This is a genomic window from Streptomyces sp. CA-106110, from assembly GCF_050936285.1.
In the GTDB taxonomy this organism is placed as follows: Bacteria; Actinomycetota; Actinomycetes; order Streptomycetales; family Streptomycetaceae; genus Streptomyces.
The window spans coordinates 8,983,811-9,005,026 of sequence record NZ_JBNJNB010000001.1; the positions used below are offsets into that span (position 1 = coordinate 8,983,811).

Genomic DNA, 21,216 nt, shown 5'->3' on the forward strand with positions numbered 1-21,216 from the left:
GGTGACCCCGCACCGCTCGCGCCCCGCGCCCCGTCCGCCCGAGGGGACACCCCCGCCTGCGGAACTGGCCAGGATGGCCCGTACCCGGCTGGCCGACTCGGCCCGTGTCGCCCGCTGGGCCGACTCGGCGCTCGGCCCGGGCCGCGACGGCGCCGCCCCCGACGGCACGGGCACCCTCTCCGACGCCACCGCGCAACGGGCCGCCGCCGACCTCGGCCTGAGCGCCGCTCAGGTACGGGCAGATTGGGACACCGCCCGGCTGGCCGGACTCGTCGAGGTGCACGGCGACAGCGCCCGGCCCGGCTGGCGGCTGCGTGCCTGGAACCGCGACGACTCCGCGGTGCTGCGCGGCTGGGTCGCCCTCTTCGACGCCTGGTCGCTCGCCTGTCCCGAACCCGCCGACCGGGAGCACGCCGCTGTCGCCGAGGCCGTCTCGGCCATGCCCCAGGTGCTCTCCTTCCTGCAGCTGTCCGCAGGCCCCGTGCCCGTCGAGCAGCTGCTCGACCTGCTTCGCCAGCGGGTCACCGAACTGCGCACGGAACGGTGCGAGGTGCCGTACGCCCCGTCCGCCGCCCACGACCCCTATCCGCAGGTGCTGCACGCCGCGTCTGCTGCGTCCGCATCCGTCGAGGCGCCGGTCCACGACCCGGCGGAGGGCGCCGAGCTCGCGCCTCTGCTCGACTGGGCCCTCGACGCGCTCGCCTACGTCGGCGCCCTCACCTGCGCCGACGGGCAGGCCACCCTCACCCCGCTCGGCAGCTGGGCGGTCTGGGTGAAGCTGGAGCAGATCTGCGTCGCCGCGCAGAGCCCGGCCGGGAACATCGAGCAGAACGCCGAGGACATGCTCCGCGGCTGCGCACAGCTGCGCCCGAACGCGGCCCGCGCGGAGTACCGGGCCTGGCTCGCCGCGCGCACGGTCGGCAGCGCCGTCACCGAGCTCCTGGACGCCGCCCGCGGCGAGGACGCCCTGCTGCGCGGCCTGGCCTTCGAGGCGCTGCGCGTGGTCGGGGCGCCCGCCGAACCCGAGGTGCGCGCCGCCTCGGACGAGACCCCGCTGCGCCCCTACGCCCTGCTCTGGCTCGCCGAGCAGGAGGGCGCCGACCCCGAGGAAGCCCACGAGGTGCTCACCCGCCAGGAGTCCACCTGGCTCTGGGTCGACACCGCCGCGGCCGTCGCCGACCACGGCGAAGCCCCCCTGCTCGTCCGTCACTTGGAATCCGCCGTGCAGCCCACCGTGCCCGCGCTGCTCGACGAAGTGCGTGCCGTCGGGCATCCCCGCACCGTGCAGGTCCTGGTCGCGCTCGCCGCCGCCCACCCGGACCCGGCGCTTGCCAAGGCCGTGCGCCGGGCCGCGTTCCAGGTCCACACGGGAGGCAGCTGACCGCAGGTCAGGCCGGGATCTCGGGGGCGTAGGTGCCGAAGCTCCAGATGTTGCCCTCGGCGTCCCGCGCCATGTAGTCCCGCGAGCCGTAGTCCTGGTCCGTCGGCGGCATGAGGATCTCCGCGCCGTGCTCCACGGCCCGCTGGTGGTGCGCGTCGACGTCGTCCACGACGATGTAGACCCCGCCCGGGCCCGCGCCCTTCATCGCCTGGTCGAAGGTGCCGCCCCGGCCCTTCGAGCCGAGCATCACCGCTCCGTTGCCCTGGACCAGCTCCGCATGCAGCACCGAGCCGTCCTCCCCCTCGTACACCGACAGCTCCGTGAAGCCGAAGGCCTCCGTCAGCTGCCTGATCGCCGCCTTGGCGTCCGCATACAGCAGCGTCGGGTAGATGCTCGGACGCCTGCCGTCCATACCCGCCATCCCGATCACTCCCTCGGTTCGTCCGGTCGGCCGGAACCACGGCCTGCCGGTCAGTCTGGCACCGGCCACTGACAACGCCCCCGGACCCGGCCGGTACGCCCGGCGGGCCCTCTGCCGGGCGCAGCACGCCGTCCCGTGACGCCATCCTCGTACCCTCCCAGGAGCACTGCGCCGGGCCCATGGCACGAACGGGGGACACACCGGGCGCGTCGCAGCCTTCTGCGCGGCGTCGCGCCTACAGTGCGCGCCGGGCGTGCGCGGAAGCGCGGCGGACAGGGCAACGAGCATCACAGTCCCGAACGTCCGCACACCCGAAAAGCGCTTGCACGACCCCGTTAGACTGGGCCCATGGCCATTCTCCTCGCGCATTAGACGGCGGGAACGCCCTCAGCCGTCCGTCCCGTCCTCACCCGCTCTGGAGTCTGTCCGTGATCTCCGCCTCCGGTATCGAGCTGCGCGCCGGTGCCCGCATCCTCATCGAGAACGCCACTTTCCGCGTCGCCAAGGGCGACCGCATCGGCCTCGTCGGCCGCAACGGAGCAGGCAAGACCACGCTCACCAAGGTCCTCGCGGGCGAGGGCATCCCCGCCGCGGGCACCGTCGCCCGCTCCGGCGAGGTCGGCTACCTCCCCCAGGACCCGCGCACGGGCGACCTGGACGTGCTGGCCCGGGACCGCATCCTCTCCGCGCGCGGCCTGGACGTGCTGATCCGCAAGATGCGCGACAACGAACAGCGCATCGCCACGGGCAACGGTTCGACCCGCGAGAAGGCCCTCAAGCAGTACGAGCGCCAGGAGACCGAGTTCCTCACCAAGGGCGGGTACGCCGCCGAGGCCGAGGCCGCCACCATCGCCGCCGCGCTCAACCTGCCCGACCGTGTGCTGGGCCAGCCCCTGCACACGCTCTCCGGCGGTCAGCGCCGGCGTATCGAGCTGGCCCGCATCCTGTTCTCCGACGCGGACACGCTGCTGCTCGACGAGCCGACGAACCACCTGGACGCCGACTCGATCGTCTGGCTGCGCGACTACCTCAAGACCTACCGCGGCGGCTTCATCGTCATCTCGCACGACGTGGACCTGGTCGACACGGTCGTCAACAAGGTGTTCTACCTGGACGCCAACCGTGCCGCGATCGACATCTACAACATGGGCTGGAAGCTCTACCAGCAGCAGCGCGAGGCCGACGAGAAGCGCCGCAAGCGCGAGCGGCAGAACGCCGAGAAGAAGGCCGCCGCGCTGAACGCGCAGGCGGACAAGATGCGCGCCAAGGCCACCAAGACGGTCGCCGCGCAGAACATGGCCCGCCGTGCGGACAAGCTGCTGGCCGGACTGGAGGCCGCCCGCCAGTCCGACAAGGTCGCCAAGCTCCGTTTCCCGGAGCCCGCGCCCTGTGGCAAGACCCCGCTGATGGCCGAGGGACTGTCGAAGTCGTACGGCTCGCTGGAGATCTTCACTGACGTCGACCTGGCCATCGACAAGGGCTCCCGGGTCGTCATCCTCGGCCTCAACGGCGCCGGCAAGACCACCCTGCTGCGTCTGCTCGGCGGTGTGGAGCAGCCGGACACCGGTGCCGTCGTGCCCGGTCACGGCCTCAAGCTCGGCTACTACGCCCAGGAGCACGAGACCCTCGACCCGGACCGCACGGTCCTGGAGAACATGCGCTCCGCCGCCCCCGACATGGACCTCGTCGAGGTCCGCAAGGTGCTCGGCTCGTTCCTGTTCTCCGGCGACGACGTCGACAAGCCGGCCGGTGTCCTCTCCGGCGGCGAGAAGACCCGTCTCGCCCTCGCCACCCTGGTGGTGTCCTCGGCGAACGTGCTGCTCCTGGACGAGCCGACGAACAACCTCGACCCGGCCAGCCGCGAGGAGATCCTCGGCGCGCTGCGCACCTACAAGGGCGCGGTCGTCCTCGTTACCCACGACGAGGGCGCGGTCGAGGCGCTCCAGCCGGAGCGCATCATCCTGCTGCCCGACGGCGTCGAGGACCTGTGGGGCTCGGACTACGCGGACCTCGTCACGCTGGCCTGACCCTTCCGTGCTCGGGGCGGTCAGAGCCGCTTGATCGAATGGTTGATCCACGGCGTATGGATCATTCGGCCGATCCGTGATCCATCATCTGTGTGAGATCTCCTCGTACCGAGGTGTGTCCTACACCGATTTTGCCGCCGACCCCTTTCACCGCACGGGTTCAACCGGTGTGTGCCGCTGACCTGGCGGTTCCCGGAAAAACCCGTTCGGGCGCACGGACACCACCGGGCGGAATCGTGGATTCCACTCGTGGGGATGCGCTCCTGTCGTCAAAACCGTGTCGCACGGACCTTGCCGAATGGGTGGCCATCGCGCTCCCGAGGGGTGATCATGAGGGGACCAGAGCGCACTTCCCATGAGGAGGCACGGGTGGCCGAGACTCTGAAGAAGGGCAGCCGGGTGACCGGCGCCGCGCGCGACAAGCTCGCGGCAGACCTGAAGAAAAAGTACGACTCCGGTGCGAGCATCCGGGCGCTGGCCGAGGAGACCGGCCGCTCGTATGGCTTTGTGCACCGGATGCTCAGCGAGTCGGGCGTCACGCTTCGTGGGCGTGGCGGGGCGACGCGGGGCAAGAAGGCCACGTCGGCCTGACGCCGGGCGGCCCATCGGCTTCGGTGGTGGCCACCCGGTCGGTCAGGTGATCGGCCGGGTGGTTACTGTGCAGTCACTTGTGGATGCCGCGGGACGGCACCCGCTCCTGACCGTACCCATCGGAGGCGCCCCATGGCTTCACTCAAACCGGTACTCGACAAGGACGGCGTACAGCTCGCCGTCGACGAGGCGATCGCCACGGTGACGCTGGTCAACCCGGCCAAGCTCAATGCCCAGAGCCCCGCTCTGTGGCGGGCGTTGGCGGAGGCCGGGCGTGCGTTGCCCGGTTCCGTGCGTGTGGTCGTGCTGCGCGCCGAGGGCAAGTCGTTCTCGGCGGGGCTCGACCGGCAGATGTTCACGCCCGAGGGGATCGAAGGCGAACCGACCTTCGTGGATCTCGCGCGCGGCAGCGACGCGGAGCTGGACGCGGCCATCGCCGAGTTCCAGGAAGGGTTCACCTGGTGGCGGCGCAACGACATCGTGTCCATCGCCGCGGTTCAGGGCCACGCGATCGGCGCGGGATTCCAGCTCGCCCTTGCCTGTGACCTGCGCGTCGTCGCGGACGACGTGCAGTTCGCCATGCGCGAGACGAGCCTCGGCCTCGTACCGGACCTCACCGGCACCAGTCCGCTGGTGGGCCTCGTCGGCTACGCCCGCGCCCTGGAGATCTGTGTGACGGGCCGCTTCGTCCTGGCCGAGGAGGCCGTGAACACCGGGCTCGCGAACCTCGCCGTGCCGCGTGAGCAGCTCGACGACACCGTGCGGGACCTGGCGTCCGCACTGCTCGCCGCGCCTCGGGACGCGGTGATCGAGACCAAGACGCTGCTGCGCGGCGCCCCCGAGCGGACGTACGAGGAGCAGCGCGCCGCGGAGCGGGCCGCGCAGGCCCGCCGGCTGCGGGACCTGGCCGGGATCGGCGACTAGGGACGGCCTGCGGGCCCGTTGACCCGGGCGTCCCGGCGTCGTTGCTCCGGCCGAGCACGGCGCCCCCGGTCGGCGGACCGCGTCGCCGCGAAGATCGCCGCGCAGGCGGCGCGGGCGCGGCAGGTGGCGCTCGGCCCCTGTCGCCCGGCGCCGTGCCGCCGCGCGCCACCGTCGTCGTCCACCCCGCACGGCCCGCTTCGGCGGCGGCGTCGAACTCGGCCACGCCCACGACAGGGGCGGCCGGCGCCGTGCGGTGCGTCGGCAGGGCTCCGAGCGGGTAGGCGCTCTGGCGGGGGATGGAGGTGCATGAGGTCGCCGTCCGGGTGGAGCGGCCGCATCCCGTCCCGGCACACGGGAGGACGCAATGAGCGAGTCCCAGGGCACCGGGAGCACCCAGAGGCTCCCGGTCATGGAGAAGACCGCGGACAGCCGGCTCGGGCAGTCCGCGTCCGCTGCGGCGTACGAACCGGTGGACGGCGCGGGCCGCGGAGGGAGCCGCTTCTGGTCGGTGCGCCGGGGTCCCGCGTGCGTCGTCGCGCTGCTCCTCCTGATCGGCGGGGGCCTGTTCCTGTACGACGTGGTGGCCGTCAGGGCTCACCGGTCGGCCATGCCCTGGCGCCGGACCCTCGCCCACAGGCTGGCCGAGCAGCCCCTCGACAGCACCTGGGTACTGGTCGGCGGAGGCGTGGTCGCGGCCCTCGGCGTCGCGCTGCTGGTGCTCGCCGTGGCGCCCGGACTGCGCGGTGTACTGACGATGGACCCGGCGCACACCGACGTGAGGGCCGGACTGCACCGGCACGCCGCCGCGCGGGTGCTGCGCGAGCGGGCCATGGAGGTCTCCGGAGTGCAGTCGGTACACGTCCGCCTGGGACGCGACAGGGCGGATGTGCGGGCGGTGGCCCGCTCCCGGGAACTGGACGACGTACGCGCCGACTTGGACAGAACGCTCACCGACACGGTCCGGAGTCTCGGGCTCCGCAGACCGCCGGCGCTGTCGGTGCACGTGCGGCGAGCCGGACGGAAGGGGTGAGGCGCGGTGCTGCGGATGGTCAACCGTGTACTGATCGGAGTGGTCGGCCTGGTCCTGGTCGTCGTCGGTGGTTCCGTGCTCGCCGTCGGCCTAGGTGTGCGGCCGCCCTCCTGGTGGATCCACCAGGGCCCGCACGACGTCCTGCTGAGCGACGCCGAGCGCACCCGGTGGCGTGACCAGGGCTGGTGGTGGCCGACCGTCATCGCCGTGCTCGCCGTGGCCGTTCTGCTCGCCCTGGTGTGGCTGTGGGCGGTGCTGCGCCGGCACCGGCTCATGGAGGTGCTCGTCGACACCGGCGACGGCGAGGGCGCCCTGCTGCACGGGCGGGCCCTGGAGAGCGTACTCGCCGGTGAGGCAGGGCAGTTGGACGGCGTCGAACGGGCGCACGTGGTGCTGACCGGACGGCGCAGCGCACCCGAGGCGCGGGTACGACTGCTGCTGGCGCCCCACGCGGACCCCGGGGATGTGCTGCACCGCCTGACCACCGGTGCGCTGGCCCGCGCCCGTGACTCCGCCGGACTCGCGGCGCTGCCCGCCGAGGTGCGGCTGTCCGGGGTCAGGCGCCGGGCCCAGCGGGTGAGCTGACGCCCCGGCGGCCGGGGGCCGCCGGGGTGTGCCCGTGGTTCAGAAGCCGTGCAGGGCCCCGCCGTCCACCGGAACCATGATGCCCGTCAGATACGACGCCGCGGGGGACAGCAGGAACGCGGCCGTGCGGCCGAACTCCTGCGCGGTGCCGTAGCGGCGCAGCGGGATGCGGGACTCGTTGGCCACACGTGTGGCCTCCGGATCGGCGGAGAGCGCGTCCAGTTCGCGCACCCGGTCCGTGTCGATGCGGGCCGGGAGCAGACCGACGACGCGGATGCCGTGAGGGCCCAGCTCGTCGGAGATGGACTTGGCGAAGCCCGCGAGCCCCGGACGCAGACCGTTGGAGATGGTCAGGCCCGGGATCGGCTCGTACACGGACCCCGACAGCACGAAACCGATGACGCCGCCCTCTGCCAGCTCCGCGGCGGCCGCACGGGCCAGTCGCACCGCGCCCAGGAACACCGACTCGAAGGCGGCCGTCCACTGCTCGTCCGTGTTGTCGGCGACATAGCCGGCAGCCGGTCCGCCGACGCTGATCAGGATGCCGTCGAAGCCGCCGAAGTGCTCGCGGGCCGCGGCGATCAGGCGGTCCGGCGCCCCGGAGTCGGCGTTGTCGGCGGCCACGCCCACCGCGTTGGCCCCCAGTTCGGCCGCGGCTTCCGCGACCCGCTTCTCGTCGCGGCCCGTGAGAACCACTTTCGCCCCGTCGGAGACGAGCTCCCGCGCGGTGGCGTTGCCCAGCCCGCGGGTGCCGCCGGTGACGACGTACACACGGTCCTTCAGTCCAAGATCCATGGCCCCATCCTGCCGTCTCGCCTCTTCGAGGGCGAGTGCGGTCCCCATGCGAGGATCGCCGCAGGCCCGGGGAGGTTCCCGCCGTGTACTCGGCCGCGAGGCGGACGCACCGCCCAGCCCTGACGCCTGCGTCCGCCCCGCACGTTCTGCGTCTGCCCGGTTTTCCCGGTCTCGCACATTCCTCGCCGCAGCGGTTCCGTGCGTCCCGTACGGCGGATCGGTGCGCCCGGCGTCCGAGTGCCGTCGAAAGGTGGCCGGTCAGACCGTGGCCGGCGCCGGTTCCTCGCTCGGCTCCTCGGCCGTCTCGGCGCGTTCACGGGCCTCCCGGCGGGCCAGGACGAACCAGCCGAAGGGCACGCCCGCCGAGAACAGCCACCACTGGACGGCGTAGGCCATGTGCGGCCCGATGTCACTGTGCTCGGGAGCGGGGATCAGCTCGGGGCTCCCGCCCTTGGGGGCGGGCGCGGTCATTTCGATGTAGCCGCCGAGGACCTGCTTGCCGAGGCTCTGGGCCTGCTGGGTGTTGTTGATCAGCATGACCTGGCGGTCGGGCAGACCCCGCACGTTCTTGATCCCGCTCTCCGCGGTCGTCTCGTCCGGCATCAGCCGGCCCGTGACGGTGACCTCACCCGGAGCGGGCGCAGGGATCTTGGGGAACGCGGTCTGGGGCCCGTCCGCCGGGATCCAGCCCCGGTTGACAAGCAGGACCTTGCCGTCGTCCAGGACGAAGGGGGTCAGGACGTGGTAACCGACCTCACCGGAGGAGCTGGTACGACGGCGTACGACGACCTCGTGCGCGGTGTCGAAGGTGCCCTTGGCCGTGACCCGGCGGTACAGGTCCTTGTGGGCGACGGTCGCCCCGGGAGAGGTGAGCGACTCGGCCGGTACCGGCATCGCCGCGAGCGAGTCGGCGATCACCTTGTTCAGCGCCACCTTGTGCTCGTGGCGGTGCAGCTGCCAGAAGCCCAGCTCGATCATCGTCGGGATGAGCGCGAGAGCGACAAGGGTGAGGATCACCCATTGCCGGGACAACAGGAAGCGGTACACCCCACGACCGTACATCTCGGAACGTGGGGTGCCGTCACCGGGGTCTCTCAGACCCGGTCGACGATCCCCACCCTCCCCTCCGCCCGGGCGCAGTGGGCTCCGCAGTACCAGTGGCCGTCCGCTTCGACCCCCTGACCGATGATCTGGACACGACAGTGTTCACAGATCGGTGCCATGCGGTGGATGGCACAGGAGAAGCAGTCGAAGACATGCACCTCGCCCTGCGCATGTACCTCGAAGGTCATTCCGTAGTCGTTGCCGCACACTTCACATCTCGCCATGCGCCACAGGTTGGGCTCTCGCCGTCGCGCGGGCGAGCGGGCGCGGGGCGAGTCGCACGGCAATCACCCGTACGTCCGTCAGCGGACCTCCGACGCGGCGGCGGCCGCCTTCGCCCGCGTATCCGCGGGCTCGACATCCCGCAGCAGCTGACCGAAGGCTGCCTCGTCCACCACGGGCGTTCCGTACTGGAGCGCCTTGACCGTCTTGGAGGTGCCCGAGTCGGGGTCGTTGGTCACGAGCAGGCTGGTGAGCCGGGACAGACTCGTCGCCACGTGCAACCCCGCCTCGACGGCCCGGTCCTCGAGCAGCTCGCGGTCGACGGACGTGTCGCCGGAGAACGCCACCCGCATGCCCTGCTTGAGCGGTTTGCCCTCTTCGTAACGGCCCGGGTTGGGGTAGGGGCAGGCGGGGCGCCTGCGGGAGGGCCGCCAGCTGACCGGCCGGTAGCCGCCGGAGGCCTGCCGGCCGATGGTGGTGGAGGCGGACCACTCGGTCAGCGGGCGGCACTCCAGCAGCGGCAGCCGCACGCCCCCTCGTGCGGCGGCGTGCAGGCTGGGCCGGAACGCCTCGGCCAGTACGCGGGCGTCGTCCAGCGCGTGGTGCGCCCGCTGCTGGACGACACCGAAGTGCGCCGCCAGCGTCTGCAGTTTGTGGTTGGCCAGCGGCAGGCCCAGCTCCTTGGAGAGCGCGATGGTGCACAGCCGCTGACGGACCGGTGCCTCGCGCTCCGCGCGCGCGTACTCCCGGGCGATCATCGACCAGTCGAAGACCGCGTTGTGCGCGACGAGGACCCGGCCCGCGAGCCGGCCCGCGAACTCCTCGGCGATGTCGCCGAAGAGCGGCGCACCTTCGAGTAGATCGCTCGTCAGCCCGTGGATCCATACGGGGCCCGGATCGCGCTCCGGGTTGACCAGCGTGTACCAGTGGTCCTCGACCTCGCCGCGCGCGTCCAGCCGGTAGACGGCCGCCGAAATGATCCGGTCGTCCCGGGCGAGGCCGGTGGTCTCCACGTCGACGACCGCGTACCCCTCCGGATAGGCGGCGGGCCAAGAGGCCGGAGACGCTGCGGTCGTAGGGTCTTCGAGCATGGTCATTGAGGATACGGGCCGCGGCCGACAGTCCCGCGCGCGCCCGCACCCGGGCGGCCGGTTCACGCCCCGCTCGCGCGCGGGGAGCACAACCCCTCGGCCCTGCACGTGAGTTCGCATCCCACCCGAGGGCGGGGACGCCCGCCGATGTCCGGGTTGTCCCCTGTGGGACTTTCAGGAAGGGAATCTGCCGGGGTGTCGGAAACCGCAGGCGCCCCTCGCGTGGGGCACGGGGTGCCCGAGTCCCGGACCAACGCCCGTACGGATGTGACGAACAGCCGCCCGTCGTCCCACGCACCTGTTGAGCAGGCAGGAACATTCGTCCCGTCAGACGGCGCTCGCGGACCGTCGCGACGAGGAGCGGACGGCGAGGGCCGCGCTACCGGAACCTCGGGTGGACGCGACGATCTCGGTGCCGGTGGGGCACCGGCCGGCCGAGTCGGTGCTGCGGCGGGGGCGTTCGGGGTGCCATCCTCCCGATGTGATGGAACCCACGCACGACGAAGCCCACGCAGGCGCGCTGGGCTCCCGGCTGAACTGGCTGCGGGCCGCCGTCCTCGGTGCGAACGACGGAATCGTCTCGACCGCGGGCCTCGTCGTGGGCGTGGCGGGTGCGACGACCGCACGCTCCACCCTCCTGACGGCAGGGCTGGCGGGGCTGCTGGCCGGGTCGATGTCCATGGCGGCGGGCGAGTACGTGTCGGTGTCGGCCCAGCGGGACTCCGAGAAGGCCGCGTTGGCACTGGAGCGGCGGGAACTGCGGGAACAGCCGGAGGCCGAACTCGAGGAGCTGACCGAGTTGCTGGAGGACCGGGGTCTGTCCCGGGAGGTCGCCCGCGAGGCGGCGGTCCAGCTGACGGCACGGGACGCGCTGCGCGCCCACGCCCGCGTGGAGCTCGGCATCGACCCCGACGAGCTCACCAATCCCTGGCACGCGGCGTGGGCGAGCTTCCTGGCGTTCACGGTGGGAGCGCTGCTGCCGCTGCTGGCGATCGTCCTGCCGCCCGCGACCTTGAGGGTGCCGGTGACAGTGGTGTCGGTCCTGGCTGCCTTGTTCGTCACCGGCTGGACCAGCGCCCGGCTGGGAGCGGCGAGGCCGGGGCAGGCCGTGGCGCGGAACATGGCGGGCGGGGCGCTGGCGATGGGGGTCACCTATGCCGCCGGGACGTTGCTGGGGGCGGTCGGGGCGTGAGGCCACGAAGCGGGGGACCGGAGACGTTCCCCCGGGAAGCGACCCGCCTGTCGTCCGGTCACGCCGGCTCGTAGGCCGGTTCACCGGCGGGCGAGCGCACACGCCCGGCCATACTTGTCGGTAACGACCTCTGGCCCCGGCCGACCGGCGGCTCTACCGTGCACCCATGCCGAATCTGCCCGATGCCGTGCTGTTGTCGATACCCGCCTTCGTGCTGCTCACCGTGGTCGAGATGGTGAGCTACCGGTTCCATCCCGACGAGGACGCCGCGGGATACGACGCCAAGGACGCCGCGACCAGCATCGGCATGGGGTTCGGCAGCCTCTTCTTCGACCTTCTGTGGAAGATCCCGATCGTCCTGATCTACAGCGCCGTCTACGAGCTGACTCCCCTGCGCATCCCCGTCCTGTGGTGGACCGTCCTGCTCATGCTGCTCGCGCAGGACTTCTTCTACTACTGGTCCCACCGCGGGCACCATGTGATCCGGATCCTGTGGGCGTGCCATGTCGTCCACCACTCCAGCCGGAAGTTCAACCTCTCCACCGCGCTGCGCCAGCCCTGGACGTCGCTCACCGCGTGGCCCTTCTACGTGCCCCTGGTCGCCGCCGGCGTCCACCCGGCCGCGCTGGCGTTCTGCTCCTCCGTGAACCTGGTCTACCAGTTCTGGATCCACACCGAGCGCATCGACAGGATGCCCCGCTGGTACGAGTTCGTCTTCAACACACCCTCGCACCACCGGGTCCACCACGCGTCCCAAGGCGGTTACCTGGACCGCAACTTCGGCGGCATCCTCATCGTCTGGGACCGGCTGTTCCACTCCTTCGTCCCGGAGACCGACCGGCCCGTCTACGGACTGACCAAGAACATCGACACGTACAACCCGCTGAAGGTCGCCACGCACGAGTACGTGGCCATCGCCCAGGACATCAGGGCGGCGAGCAGCTGGCGCGAGCGAGCCGGGCGGGTCTTCCGCGGTCCGGGCTGGCAGCCGGCGGCGGTGCCCGCCGGCACGGCGGTACCGGTCGCGGGGGAGCCCGCCGGGTGAGACCGCCGTGGGCACCCTCGACGACGACGGGCGCCGACGGCGACGTACGGTGAAGTGCGCTCGACCACCCCCTGAGCGCACCCGCACAGTACCGATCGCACGAGAAGGACCCTCGACATGCGCGCCACCACCATCCACGCCCCCTACGACATGCGCGTGGAGGACGTGCCCGACGCCGTGGTGCAGCGGCCCACCGACGCGGTCGTCCGGGTGCTGCGGGCCTGCATCTGCGGCAGCGACCTGTGGGCGTACCGCGGTGAGGCGTCCCGGAAGCCCGGGCAGCGCATCGGTCACGAGTTCCTCGGCACGGTCGAGGAGACCGGCTCCGAGGTGACCGGCATCCAGCGTGGCGACCTCGTCGTGGCGCCCTTCATGTGGTCCGACGGCGCCTGCGACTACTGCCGTGAGGGCCTCACCACCTCCTGCGAGCACGGTGGCTTCTGGGGCTCGGTCGGCTCCGACGGCGGACAGGGCGAGGCGGTGCGTGTGCCCTTCGCCGACGCCACCCTCGTCCGGCTGCCCAAGGAGGCCGCCTCCGACGACCGTCTGCTGTCCGCGCTGCTGACGCTCTCCGACGTCATGGGCACCGGGCACCACGCCGCCCTCGGGGCGGGAGTCCGTCCGGGCACCACGGTCGCCGTGGTCGGCGACGGGGCCGTCGGACTGTGCGCCGTGCTGGCCGCCAAGCGCCTCGGCGCCGAGCGGATCATCGCGCTCGGCCGCCACGAGGTCCGGACCGACATCGCGCGCCGCTTCGGAGCCACGGACGTCGTCGCCGAGCGCGGGGAAGCGGCCGTGGAGGCCGTCCGCGAGCTCACCCGCGGCCAGGGGGCGCACGCCGTCGTCGAGGCCGTCGGCACCGAGCAGTCCATGCGGACCGCGGTGAACATCACCCGTGACGGCGGTGCCATCGGCTTCGTGGGCGTGCCGCACGGCAGCGGCACCGGCGTGGACCTGAGCGTCATGTTCGACCGGAACATAGCCCTGCGCGGGGGCGTGGCCCCCGTCCGCGCGTACATCCCCGAGCTGCTGCCCGACGTCCTCGACGGCACCATCGACCCCTCGCCGGTCTTCGACCGGACGGTCGGCCTGGAGGGCGTACCGGAGGGTTACAAGGCGATGGACGAGCGCACCGCCCTCAAGGTACTCGTCACCGGCGCCTGATCACGCCGCCCCGGGCCGGCGCCGACGATCCGTAGCGGCTCCGGCCCGGCGCGGCGGAACCAAGGCCCCCGGGTCGGCAGCAGGCCGAATCCGCACCGGTGCGGCCGGAGCGAGCGCGCACGGCACCAGCGCAGTGAGAGGCAGAACGGCCGCTGCACGGGCGGGGCGCCCGGGCGCGCAGGGCCCGTGCCGCGGTGTCCCGAGCCGTGGGGCAGGCCGAACTGCGGCCAGTGGCGGCGGTGCGGCGGGCAGGTCGTGCGGCTGCCGCATTTCGCACGGCGGGGCGCCCAGGCTGCGGTGGCCCGGGACGTGGGGCAAGCGGCCTGCGGCCAGTGGCGGCGGTGCGGCGGGCAGGTCGTGTGGCTGCCGCACTTCGCACGGCGGGGCGCCCCGGCACGTAGGACGCGCGCTGGAGTAGCCCAGCGGCAGCCCGCCCGCGGCCACGGCACCCGCGCAGCACGGCGCGCCCCGGCGCGCAGGGCCCGCGCCGCGGTGTCCCGAGACGTGGGGCAGACCGGTCGCGGCCCGGTGGCGCGTCGGCGCGCCCCGCCGGGTAGGGCGCCCGCCGGGGCAGCCCGCCCCACCTGCGGCAGCGTGGCGGCAAGCAGGACGTGGAGACGGCCTCCTGACTCACCCGACTCAGGCGGTAGAGGCACTCCACCGTGCGGGATCCCGGCCCCACCGGCCCGGTGGGCGGGTCCAGTCCGTGGGGCCGTCCGTGAAGCGGACCGGTGGGCGGGCGTACCGGAGTCTGCCCAGTACGCTGCCGGTCTCCGCGAGCCAGGGGCCGGCGTCCTTGTACGCCGCTTCGCCGTGCCCGGCGTGCCCCGCGTCCCCGGTGGTCTCGTCCGTCAGCCAGGCTGCCGTCCGTGCGAGCGCGAGCCGCACGGCGCGGCTGCCGCCCTCCTCCGACTGGTCGGTGAGGGACCTCAGGACCGCCGCGGCCAGCAGATACCCCGTGCCGTGGTCGAGGGCCTGCGCGGGCAGCGCGCCAGGACGTTCGGCGGACACCTCGGTCACCGCGATCCCGGTGGCGACCTGCACCAGGCTGTCGAAGCCGCGCCGCCCGCCCCACGGTCCGTACGCGCCCCACGCCGACAACTGCGCCACCACCAGGCCCGGGCGCCGCTCGGCCAGGTGCCCGGGGGCCAGCCCGAACCGCTCGAGCGCGCCGGGCCGGTAACCCGTGACGACCACGTCCGCCTGCGCGAGCAGTTCCTCGAAGCTCCGGCGGTCCGCGGGCGCCGCCAGGTCGAGCACGGCGGACCGCTTGCCGATGTCCATGTCGGCGTGCTGGTCGGGGAGTTCGTGCAGCTGCGGGCTGTCGATGCGCAGCACGTCCGCGCCGAGCAGCGCCAGTGTGCGGGTGGCCACCGGTCCGGCGATGACCCGGGTGAGGTCCAGCACCCGGAGGCCCGCAGCCGGCAGCAGCGGCTCACCGGAGAGCGGCACGAGCGGTCGTACGGGCGCCTCGTCGAGCCGCTCACGGCCCACCAACGGGTGTGCGGCGACGGCGTGCCCCTGTTCGTGCGCCGCCCACTCCTGAGGTGTGCGCAGCGCGATCGCCAGTCCGCCGGCCGCGTACACACTCTCCTCCACCTCGACGGCCGACCGCTCGGAGAGTGCCGCGGCCACCGTCTCCACGGACGCGTCCGCCGCCAGTCCGAGCGTCGCCAGCAGCCGCTCCCGGTGATGGGGATAGTTCGCATGCGTGCGCACCCATCCGTCCGCGGTGCGCCAGAAACGGGACAGCGGGGCGAAGTTGACGGGTTCCCGGCCGTCCAGACGCAGATGCCGCTCGCTGTGGAAAGCCGTGGCCACGGCCGCGTCGTCGACCTGGACGCCAGGTACCGCCGACAGTCCGGCCCGCCGCGCGCCCCACTCGGCGGCGGCCAGCGCGCACACCCCGACGCAGGCCCGCGCCATCTCCCGTACGGGCAGCCGCGAGGGCAGGGCCCCCTCCCGTACGACGGTCGAGATCCTCGCCGCCAGAGCCGGATCCCCGCCCAGTGCCGCCCACGCCACGTCGATATCCGTCATGAGGGCACTATGCAGGGTGTATTGGATCAACACGTCGGGAGGGCCCGGCCCTGGCGGGCCCTCCCGACGTGTGCGGTCCTATGCCGGCACGGCTACTTCGTGACGGCCTTCAGCGCGTTCACGGTGCCCCACCCGTAGAACCCGTTGTGGTTCTTCGAGCCCTTGCACACCGCGTCGATCTTGCCGTCCTTGTTGATGTCGTACGGGTCCGTGCACGGCGTCGCGTCGGCCTCGGCGTACAGCATGGCCTTCACCAGCTCGGCGGACGCGTGCGGATGCGTCGACTTGATGAGGGCGGCCACCCCGACGACATGCGGGGTCGCCATGGACGTGCCCGCCATGTAGCCCCATTTGCCGCCGGGCAGCGGGCCGAGGATCAGACCGCTGGTGGCTGGCGGGGCGGGGGTCTGGTAGGCGGTGGAGTCACCGCCGGGAGCGGTCACGTCTATGACACCGAGGCCGTAGTTGGAGAAGGACGACTTGATGCCCTTCGCGCCCGTCGCGGCGACCGTCACCACACCGGGCAGCTGGGTCGGGACGTCGAAGCACTTGTGCGGGTCGATCACCCGGTCGCTCGGCGTGCCGTCGTTCGGGGAGACCGGGTCGGTGATGGAGTCCGCGTCGAGGTCGTAGCTCTCGTTGCCCGCGGCCGCGACGTTGACCGTGCCCTTGTGCTCCGCGTACCGCGAGGCCCGGGTGATGGCGTCGATGAGCGCCTTCTGGTCCGGGTCGTCGGCGCAGTTGAAGTACCAGGGGTCGGTGTAATAGCTGTTGTTGGTGACGTCGACGTGGTGCTCGGCCGCCCAGACGAATCCGCAGACGACGGCCTCGGTGTAGAAGTAGCCCGCCGTCGTCGCCACCTTGATGCCGGCGACCTTCACCCCCGGCGCGACACCGGTGATGCCGACGCCGTTCTTGGCGCCCGCGATCTCGCCCGCGACATGCGTGCCGTGCGGGCTCTCCGCCGCGGTCGGCCGCCAGGCCCCGTCGGTGGTGTCCGGTTTGCCCGTGACGCAGTTGACGGACGCGTCACGGTCGAAGTTCGGCGCGATGTCAGGGTGCGTGTCGTCCACGCCGGTGTCGATGACGGCCACCGTGACCTTGCGGCTGCCGAGCGTCTTCTCGTGCGCCTTGTCCGCCTTGATGGCCGGCAGGTCCCACTGCAAGGGCTCCAGCGGGTCCTGCCCGTCGGTCGCCTGCGCGCTCGCGACCTCCTCGGCGGTGAGCGCCTTGGGCGTGCCCACGTCGGTCGTCGACTGGGCGGGCAGGGGCGCGTTGCGGGTGGCGCCCGCCGACTGCACCCCGGGAACCATGCGCAGGGTCTTGGCGAAGTCGGGGTTCGACGAGTGGACGACGATCACGCCGATCTCGTCGTAGGCGACCACGACCGTGCCGCCCGCGTCGGCGATGGCCCGATTCACACGCGCCGAGGTGCCGTGTCCCGGCCGGACGTTGACGACGTAGCTGAGCGAGGTGGCGTCCGCCGTCGACGCCTTCGGGGCCGTCTCCGCGGCGGACGCGGTGACGTTGGGCAGGAAGGCGAGGGCGGTCGCCATCGCCATCCCGAGGGGAAGAGCGACGAGGCGGCGGGAGCGCTTGCGCGGCGCTGTCATGGAGTCTCCAGTTCGTTCGCTGTACTGGTTGTCGCAAGCCGTGCGGGGGGGTCGGTGTTGGTAAAGGGCTACTTGACGGCACGCAGGGCGTTGACGATCCCGAAGCCGTAGAACCCGTTCACACGCTTGCCGCCGACGCAGGTCGCGTCCACGACGCCGTTGCCGTCGCCGTCGTAGGGGTCGGTCGGGCAGCCCGGGTTGTCCGCCTGCGCCTTGAGCAGCGCCTGGAGCTGGGCCGGGGTCGCCCACGGGTGGGCGGACTTCAGAAGGGCGGCCACGCCCGCGACATGCGGTGACGCCATCGAGGTGCCCTGCAGGAAGCCGTACTGGTTGTTCGGCATCGTGGAGAGGATGCGGCCGTTCTTCGACGGCGTGTCCGGGATCTTGAACTTGTCGCCGCCCGGGGCCGCGACGTCGATCACGCCGTCGCCGTAACTGGAGTAGTACGACTTGGCGTTCGTGACCCCGGTCGCGCTGACCGTGACGACGCCCGGGAGCTGGGTCGGGACGTCGAAGCACTCGTGCGGGTCGACCGTGCGGGTCACCGCGGTCGAGTCGTCGGGGCTGGACGCGTCGACGAGGGCGTGCGAGTCGAGGTCGTCGTTGGAGTTGCCCGCAGAGGCCACATTGAGGGTGCCCTTACGCTGGGCGTACAGCTGGGCCCGGTTGACCGCGTCGACGATGGCCCGCTGGTCGGGGTCGTCCATGCAGTTGTAGAGCCACGGATCCACGTAGTAGCTGTTGTTCGTGACCTCGACGCCGTGGTCGGCGGCGAACACGAACGCGCAGACGACGCTCTCGGGGTAGAAGAGCTCGGTGACCGGGTCGGCCACCTTGATGCCGGCGACCTTGACGTTCGGGGCGACACCGACGACGCCGATGCCGTTGCGGGCGGCCGCGATCTCACCGGCGACGTGCGTGCCGTGGTAGTGGTCGGGGTTCGCCGGGCGCCAGGCGCCGTACGAGGTGTCCGCCTTGCCGCCGACGCAGTTCGCGGACTGCGACGCGGAGAAGTTCGGGGCGAGGTCCGGGTGGGTGTCGTCGACGCCCGTGTCGATGACGGCGACCGTGACCTTGCGGCTGCCGGGGTTGATCTTCGCGGCCTTGTCGGCGCTTATCACGCGCAGGTCCCACTGGTCGGCCTCGAGGGGCTCGCTCTCACCGGCGGCGGCCGAGGCGTTCCCGAGCTTCGCCGCCTGCGCCTTCGTCAGGTACTGCGCGGCGCCCTCGTCCGTCGTGCCGGCCGCCGTCAGCGGCGCCGTCCTGGTCGCGCCCGCGGACTGCACCCCGCGAACGGTGCGCAGGGTCTTGGCGAAGTCGGGGTTCGCGGAGTGGACGACGATCACACCGATCTTGTCGTACGTCACCACGATCGAGCCGCCGGCCGCGGCTATCGCGTGCTGCACGGAGGAGATGGTGTGACGGTCCGTCCGGGTGTTGACGACGTAGGCGAGTCCCGTTCCCTCGGCGCTCTGAGCGGTGGTGGCACCACGCGGGGCCGCCGACGCGGCACCCGGCAGGAAGCCCAGGGAGGCGGTGAGCGACAGCACGACCGGCACAGCGAGAGCGAGCCGGCGTCTGGAACGCAGATGAGCCATGGGATCTCCACATCATCCGGAAACTGAACGAGCCGGAACACGGGTGGTGTCCGGCAGGTGCATGACGGGTGGTGCAGGGCGAAGCTATCCGCCGCTCCGACTGATCAGCAATGACTTCGGACGACGACGTAAAAAAGAATTAAAGCGAGTTGAACCGGTGCACGCGCCGCGCCGTGACCTTGTGCAGGGAGCACGAGGACCATCGAGGCCCCCTGTCGGACCATCGGCGACCGACACTCGCCGCCGACCGACCACCGCCGTCACCGCACCCGCAACGCGAGGAGACTCCGTGGCTACCGACGCACCTCCCCCCTCGAGGGCAGCACGCAGCCTGCCGTCCACCGAGGAGTTCACAACGGTCCAGGAGAGCGCCGAATTCGGTGAACTGCGCCGCTCCCACCGGTCGTTCGCCTTCCCGCTGACCGTGGCGTTCATCGCCTGGTACCTGGTCTACGTCCTGCTGTCGAACTACGCGGGCGGCTTCATGGGCACCAAGCTCTTCGGCAACGTCAACGTCGCCCTGGTGCTCGGCCTCGCCCAGTTCCTCACCACGTTTCTCATCGCGTGGTGGTACTCCCGGCACGCGGCCGCGCAGCTCGACCCCAAGGCCGAAGCCATCAAGTCCCGGATGGAGGGCGACGCATGAGCCCCCAACTCGTCCTGGCCGCCGGTGAGGCGAGCGAGCACCGGCCGCTGATCATCACCCTGTTCGCGGTGTTCGTCCTCGCGACCCTCGTCATCACCGTCTGGGCGGGCCGCCAGACCAGGAACGCCGTCGACTTCTACGCGGGCGGCCGCCAGTTCACCGCCTTCCAGAACGGTCTCGCCGTCTCCGGCGACTACATGTCCGCGGCGTCCTTCCTCGGCATCGCGGGCGCGATCGCCCTCGCCGGCTACGACGGCTTCCTGTACTCCATCGGCTTCCTGGTCGCCTGGCTGGTGGCCCTTCTCCTGGTCGCCGAGCCACTGCGCAACTCCGGCCGCTTCACCATGGGCGACGTGCTGGCGTACCGCATGCGTCAGCGCCCGGTGCGCACGGCGGCCGGCACCTCCACGATCGTCGTGTCGATCTTCTACCTGCTCGCGCAGATGGCGGGCGCGGGCGTCCTGGTCTCCCTGCTGCTCGGCATCACCAGCGACGGCGGCAAGATCGGCATCGTCGCCCTCGTCGGCGTCCTGATGATCGTGTACGTGACCATCGGCGGCATGAAGGGCACCACCTGGGTGCAGATGGTCAAGGCGGTCCTGCTGATCGTGGGCGCCCTGCTGCTGACCTTCCTGGTGCTCCTCAAGTTCAACTTCAACCTCTCGGACCTGCTCGGCAAGGCCGCGGCGAACAGCGGCAAGGGCTCGGCCTTCCTGGAGCCCGGCCTGAAGTACGGCGCCAGCAGCACGACCAAGCTGGACTTCATCTCCCTGGGTATTGCCCTGGTCCTCGGCACCGCAGGACTGCCGCACATCCTGATCCGCTTCTACACGGTGCCGACCGCCAAGGCCGCCCGGAAGTCCGTGAACTGGGCCATCGGCCTCATCGGCGCCTTCTACCTGATGACCCTCGCCCTCGGCTTCGGCGCCGCCGCACTGATCAAGCCGGACGAGATCATCGCCTCCAACAAGGCGGGCAACACGGCAGCGCCCCTGCTCGCCCTGCATCTGGGAGGCGTCGACTCCAACTGGGGCGCGATCCTGCTGGCCTCCATCTCGGCCGTCGCCTTCGCCACGATCCTCGCGGTGGTCGCCGGCCTGACCCTGGCCTCCTCCTCGTCGTTCGCGCACGACATCTACGCGAACGTCATCAAGCGGGGACAGGCGAGCGAACAGCAGGAGGTGAGGGCGGCTCGCTGGGCGACGGTCGGCATCGGCGCCGTGTCCATCGCCCTGGGCGCCCTCGCCCGTGACCTGAACGTGGCGGGCCTGGTCGCCCTCGCCTTCGCGGTCGCCGCCTCCGCCAACCTGCCGACGATCCTCTACAGCCTGTTCTGGAAGCGGTTCACCACCAGCGGCGCATTGTGGTCGATCTACGGCGGCCTGGTCACGGCGGTCGGCCTGGTGCTGTTCTCGCCAGTGGTCTCCGGCAAGGAGACGTCGATGTTCCCGGACGTCGACTTCCACTGGTTCCCGCTGGAGAACCCGGGGATCATCTCCATCCCGGTCGGCTTCCTGCTGGGCTGGCTCGGCACGCTCCTGTCGAAGGAGGAGCCGGACGCCGGAAAGTACGCGGAGCTGGAGGTCCGGTCGCTGACCGGCACCGGGGCGCACTGACGGACCCGCACACGGCGGCCGCGTCGTAGATCCCTACGACGCGGCCGCCGTGTGCCTGGTGGGTTCGTTCCGAGGTCTGTGTCGGTGCGGTCACGTAGGCTCGCAGTGAACGGAAAATGTGTGATCGCGAC

General features: G+C 71.8%; 19 protein-coding genes. 11 read left to right on the plus strand and 8 right to left on the minus strand.

Annotation, left to right across the window (positions count from 1 at the left end):
* Nucleotides 1-73 precede the first annotated feature (73 nt).
* Complete coding sequence (locus tag ACQEXA_RS41395) at nucleotides 74-1,381, plus strand: hypothetical protein (RefSeq protein ID WP_432926228.1); 1,308 nt, start codon at nucleotides 74-76, stop codon at nucleotides 1,379-1,381.
* A gap of 7 nt (nucleotides 1,382-1,388) precedes the next feature.
* Here ACQEXA_RS41395 and ACQEXA_RS41400 read toward each other — a convergent pair whose 3' ends face one another.
* Entirely contained in the window at nucleotides 1,389-1,802 is a 414-nt protein-coding gene (locus ACQEXA_RS41400; protein WP_432926226.1) for a VOC family protein, read from the minus strand.
* Nucleotides 1,803-2,230: 428 nt separating this feature from the next.
* On the opposite strand from ACQEXA_RS41400, the gene ACQEXA_RS41405 reads away from it, so the two are divergent.
* The 5 genes from ACQEXA_RS41405 (at nucleotide 2,231) to amaP (ending at nucleotide 6,959) form a co-directional block, all read left to right on the plus strand.
* The gene (locus tag ACQEXA_RS41405) at nucleotides 2,231-3,829 is read left to right on the plus strand and encodes an ABC-F family ATP-binding cassette domain-containing protein (protein ID WP_433132639.1); all 1,599 of its coding nucleotides are present in this window, start codon (nucleotides 2,231-2,233) and stop codon (nucleotides 3,827-3,829) included.
* 369 nt (nucleotides 3,830-4,198) lie between these two features.
* Nucleotides 4,199-4,420 (plus strand): helix-turn-helix domain-containing protein, encoded by a 222-nt coding sequence (locus ACQEXA_RS41410; protein WP_009337982.1) that lies wholly within the window; start codon nucleotides 4,199-4,201, stop codon nucleotides 4,418-4,420.
* 132 nt (nucleotides 4,421-4,552) lie between these two features.
* Nucleotides 4,553-5,344, plus strand: coding sequence for an enoyl-CoA hydratase/isomerase family protein (locus ACQEXA_RS41415; protein ID WP_432926221.1), 792 nt, complete (start codon nucleotides 4,553-4,555; stop codon nucleotides 5,342-5,344).
* A 364-nt stretch (nucleotides 5,345-5,708) separates the two neighbouring features.
* Nucleotides 5,709-6,374: a DUF6286 domain-containing protein gene (locus ACQEXA_RS41420; protein ID WP_433132641.1), complete on the plus strand. Its 666-nt coding sequence runs from the start codon at nucleotides 5,709-5,711 to the stop codon at nucleotides 6,372-6,374.
* A gap of 15 nt (nucleotides 6,375-6,389) precedes the next feature.
* Nucleotides 6,390-6,959, plus strand: a complete 570-nt coding sequence (amaP, locus tag ACQEXA_RS41425; protein ID WP_433132643.1) for an alkaline shock response membrane anchor protein AmaP — start codon at nucleotides 6,390-6,392, stop codon at nucleotides 6,957-6,959.
* Nucleotides 6,960-6,998: 39 nt separating this feature from the next.
* On the opposite strand, the gene ACQEXA_RS41430 is transcribed toward amaP, so the two are convergent.
* From ACQEXA_RS41430 to ACQEXA_RS41445, 4 genes are all read right to left on the minus strand, one after another.
* Nucleotides 6,999-7,754 carry an SDR family oxidoreductase gene (locus tag ACQEXA_RS41430; protein ID WP_432926216.1) on the minus strand — a complete coding sequence of 252 codons (756 nt, stop codon included), beginning with the start codon at nucleotides 7,752-7,754 and terminating at the stop codon, nucleotides 6,999-7,001.
* Nucleotides 7,755-8,012: 258 nt separating this feature from the next.
* Nucleotides 8,013-8,801: an SURF1 family cytochrome oxidase biogenesis protein gene (locus ACQEXA_RS41435; RefSeq protein ID WP_432926214.1), complete on the minus strand. Its 789-nt coding sequence runs from the start codon at nucleotides 8,799-8,801 to the stop codon at nucleotides 8,013-8,015.
* A gap of 47 nt (nucleotides 8,802-8,848) precedes the next feature.
* The gene (locus ACQEXA_RS41440; RefSeq protein ID WP_359398859.1) at nucleotides 8,849-9,082 is read right to left on the minus strand and encodes a hypothetical protein; all 234 of its coding nucleotides are present in this window, start codon (nucleotides 9,080-9,082) and stop codon (nucleotides 8,849-8,851) included.
* Between the two features lie 78 nt (nucleotides 9,083-9,160).
* Entirely contained in the window at nucleotides 9,161-10,171 is a 1,011-nt protein-coding gene (locus ACQEXA_RS41445; RefSeq protein WP_433132645.1) for a DEDDh family exonuclease, read from the minus strand.
* 481 nt (nucleotides 10,172-10,652) lie between these two features.
* Between ACQEXA_RS41445 and ACQEXA_RS41450 the strand changes: the two genes are divergently transcribed.
* From ACQEXA_RS41450 to ACQEXA_RS41460, 3 genes are all read left to right on the plus strand, one after another.
* On the plus strand, nucleotides 10,653-11,363 hold the full coding sequence (locus tag ACQEXA_RS41450; RefSeq protein WP_432926210.1) for a VIT1/CCC1 transporter family protein: 711 nt from the start codon (nucleotides 10,653-10,655) through the stop codon (nucleotides 11,361-11,363).
* A 166-nt stretch (nucleotides 11,364-11,529) separates the two neighbouring features.
* On the plus strand, nucleotides 11,530-12,408 hold the full coding sequence (locus tag ACQEXA_RS41455; protein ID WP_433132647.1) for a sterol desaturase family protein: 879 nt from the start codon (nucleotides 11,530-11,532) through the stop codon (nucleotides 12,406-12,408).
* 117 nt (nucleotides 12,409-12,525) lie between these two features.
* Nucleotides 12,526-13,572 carry a zinc-dependent alcohol dehydrogenase family protein gene (locus ACQEXA_RS41460; protein WP_432926206.1) on the plus strand — a complete coding sequence of 349 codons (1,047 nt, stop codon included), beginning with the start codon at nucleotides 12,526-12,528 and terminating at the stop codon, nucleotides 13,570-13,572.
* Between the two features lie 639 nt (nucleotides 13,573-14,211).
* On the opposite strand, the gene ACQEXA_RS41465 is transcribed toward ACQEXA_RS41460, so the two are convergent.
* The 3 genes from ACQEXA_RS41465 to ACQEXA_RS41475 all read right to left on the minus strand — a co-directional run bounded on the left by ACQEXA_RS41465 (nucleotide 14,212) and on the right by ACQEXA_RS41475 (nucleotide 18,823).
* A complete protein-coding gene (locus ACQEXA_RS41465) occupies nucleotides 14,212-15,612 on the minus strand; it encodes a CoA transferase (protein ID WP_432926204.1) in 1,401 nt (466 codons plus the stop codon).
* Nucleotides 15,613-15,704: 92 nt separating this feature from the next.
* On the minus strand, nucleotides 15,705-17,225 hold the full coding sequence (locus tag ACQEXA_RS41470; protein WP_433132649.1) for a S8 family peptidase: 1,521 nt from the start codon (nucleotides 17,223-17,225) through the stop codon (nucleotides 15,705-15,707).
* 68 nt (nucleotides 17,226-17,293) lie between these two features.
* The gene (locus tag ACQEXA_RS41475) at nucleotides 17,294-18,823 is read right to left on the minus strand and encodes a S8 family peptidase (RefSeq protein ID WP_433132651.1); all 1,530 of its coding nucleotides are present in this window, start codon (nucleotides 18,821-18,823) and stop codon (nucleotides 17,294-17,296) included.
* Nucleotides 18,824-19,112: 289 nt separating this feature from the next.
* Here ACQEXA_RS41475 and ACQEXA_RS41480 point away from each other — a divergent pair, with 289 nt between their 5' ends.
* Both ACQEXA_RS41480 and ACQEXA_RS41485 read left to right on the plus strand, forming a co-directional pair.
* Complete coding sequence (locus ACQEXA_RS41480) at nucleotides 19,113-19,469, plus strand: DUF485 domain-containing protein (RefSeq protein WP_359398875.1); 357 nt, start codon at nucleotides 19,113-19,115, stop codon at nucleotides 19,467-19,469.
* Nucleotides 19,466-21,085, plus strand: a complete 1,620-nt coding sequence (locus tag ACQEXA_RS41485; RefSeq protein WP_432926198.1) for a solute symporter family protein — start codon at nucleotides 19,466-19,468, stop codon at nucleotides 21,083-21,085. The genes ACQEXA_RS41480 and ACQEXA_RS41485 overlap by 4 nt, the downstream gene beginning before the upstream one ends.
* Nucleotides 21,086-21,216: the final 131 nt, after the last annotated feature.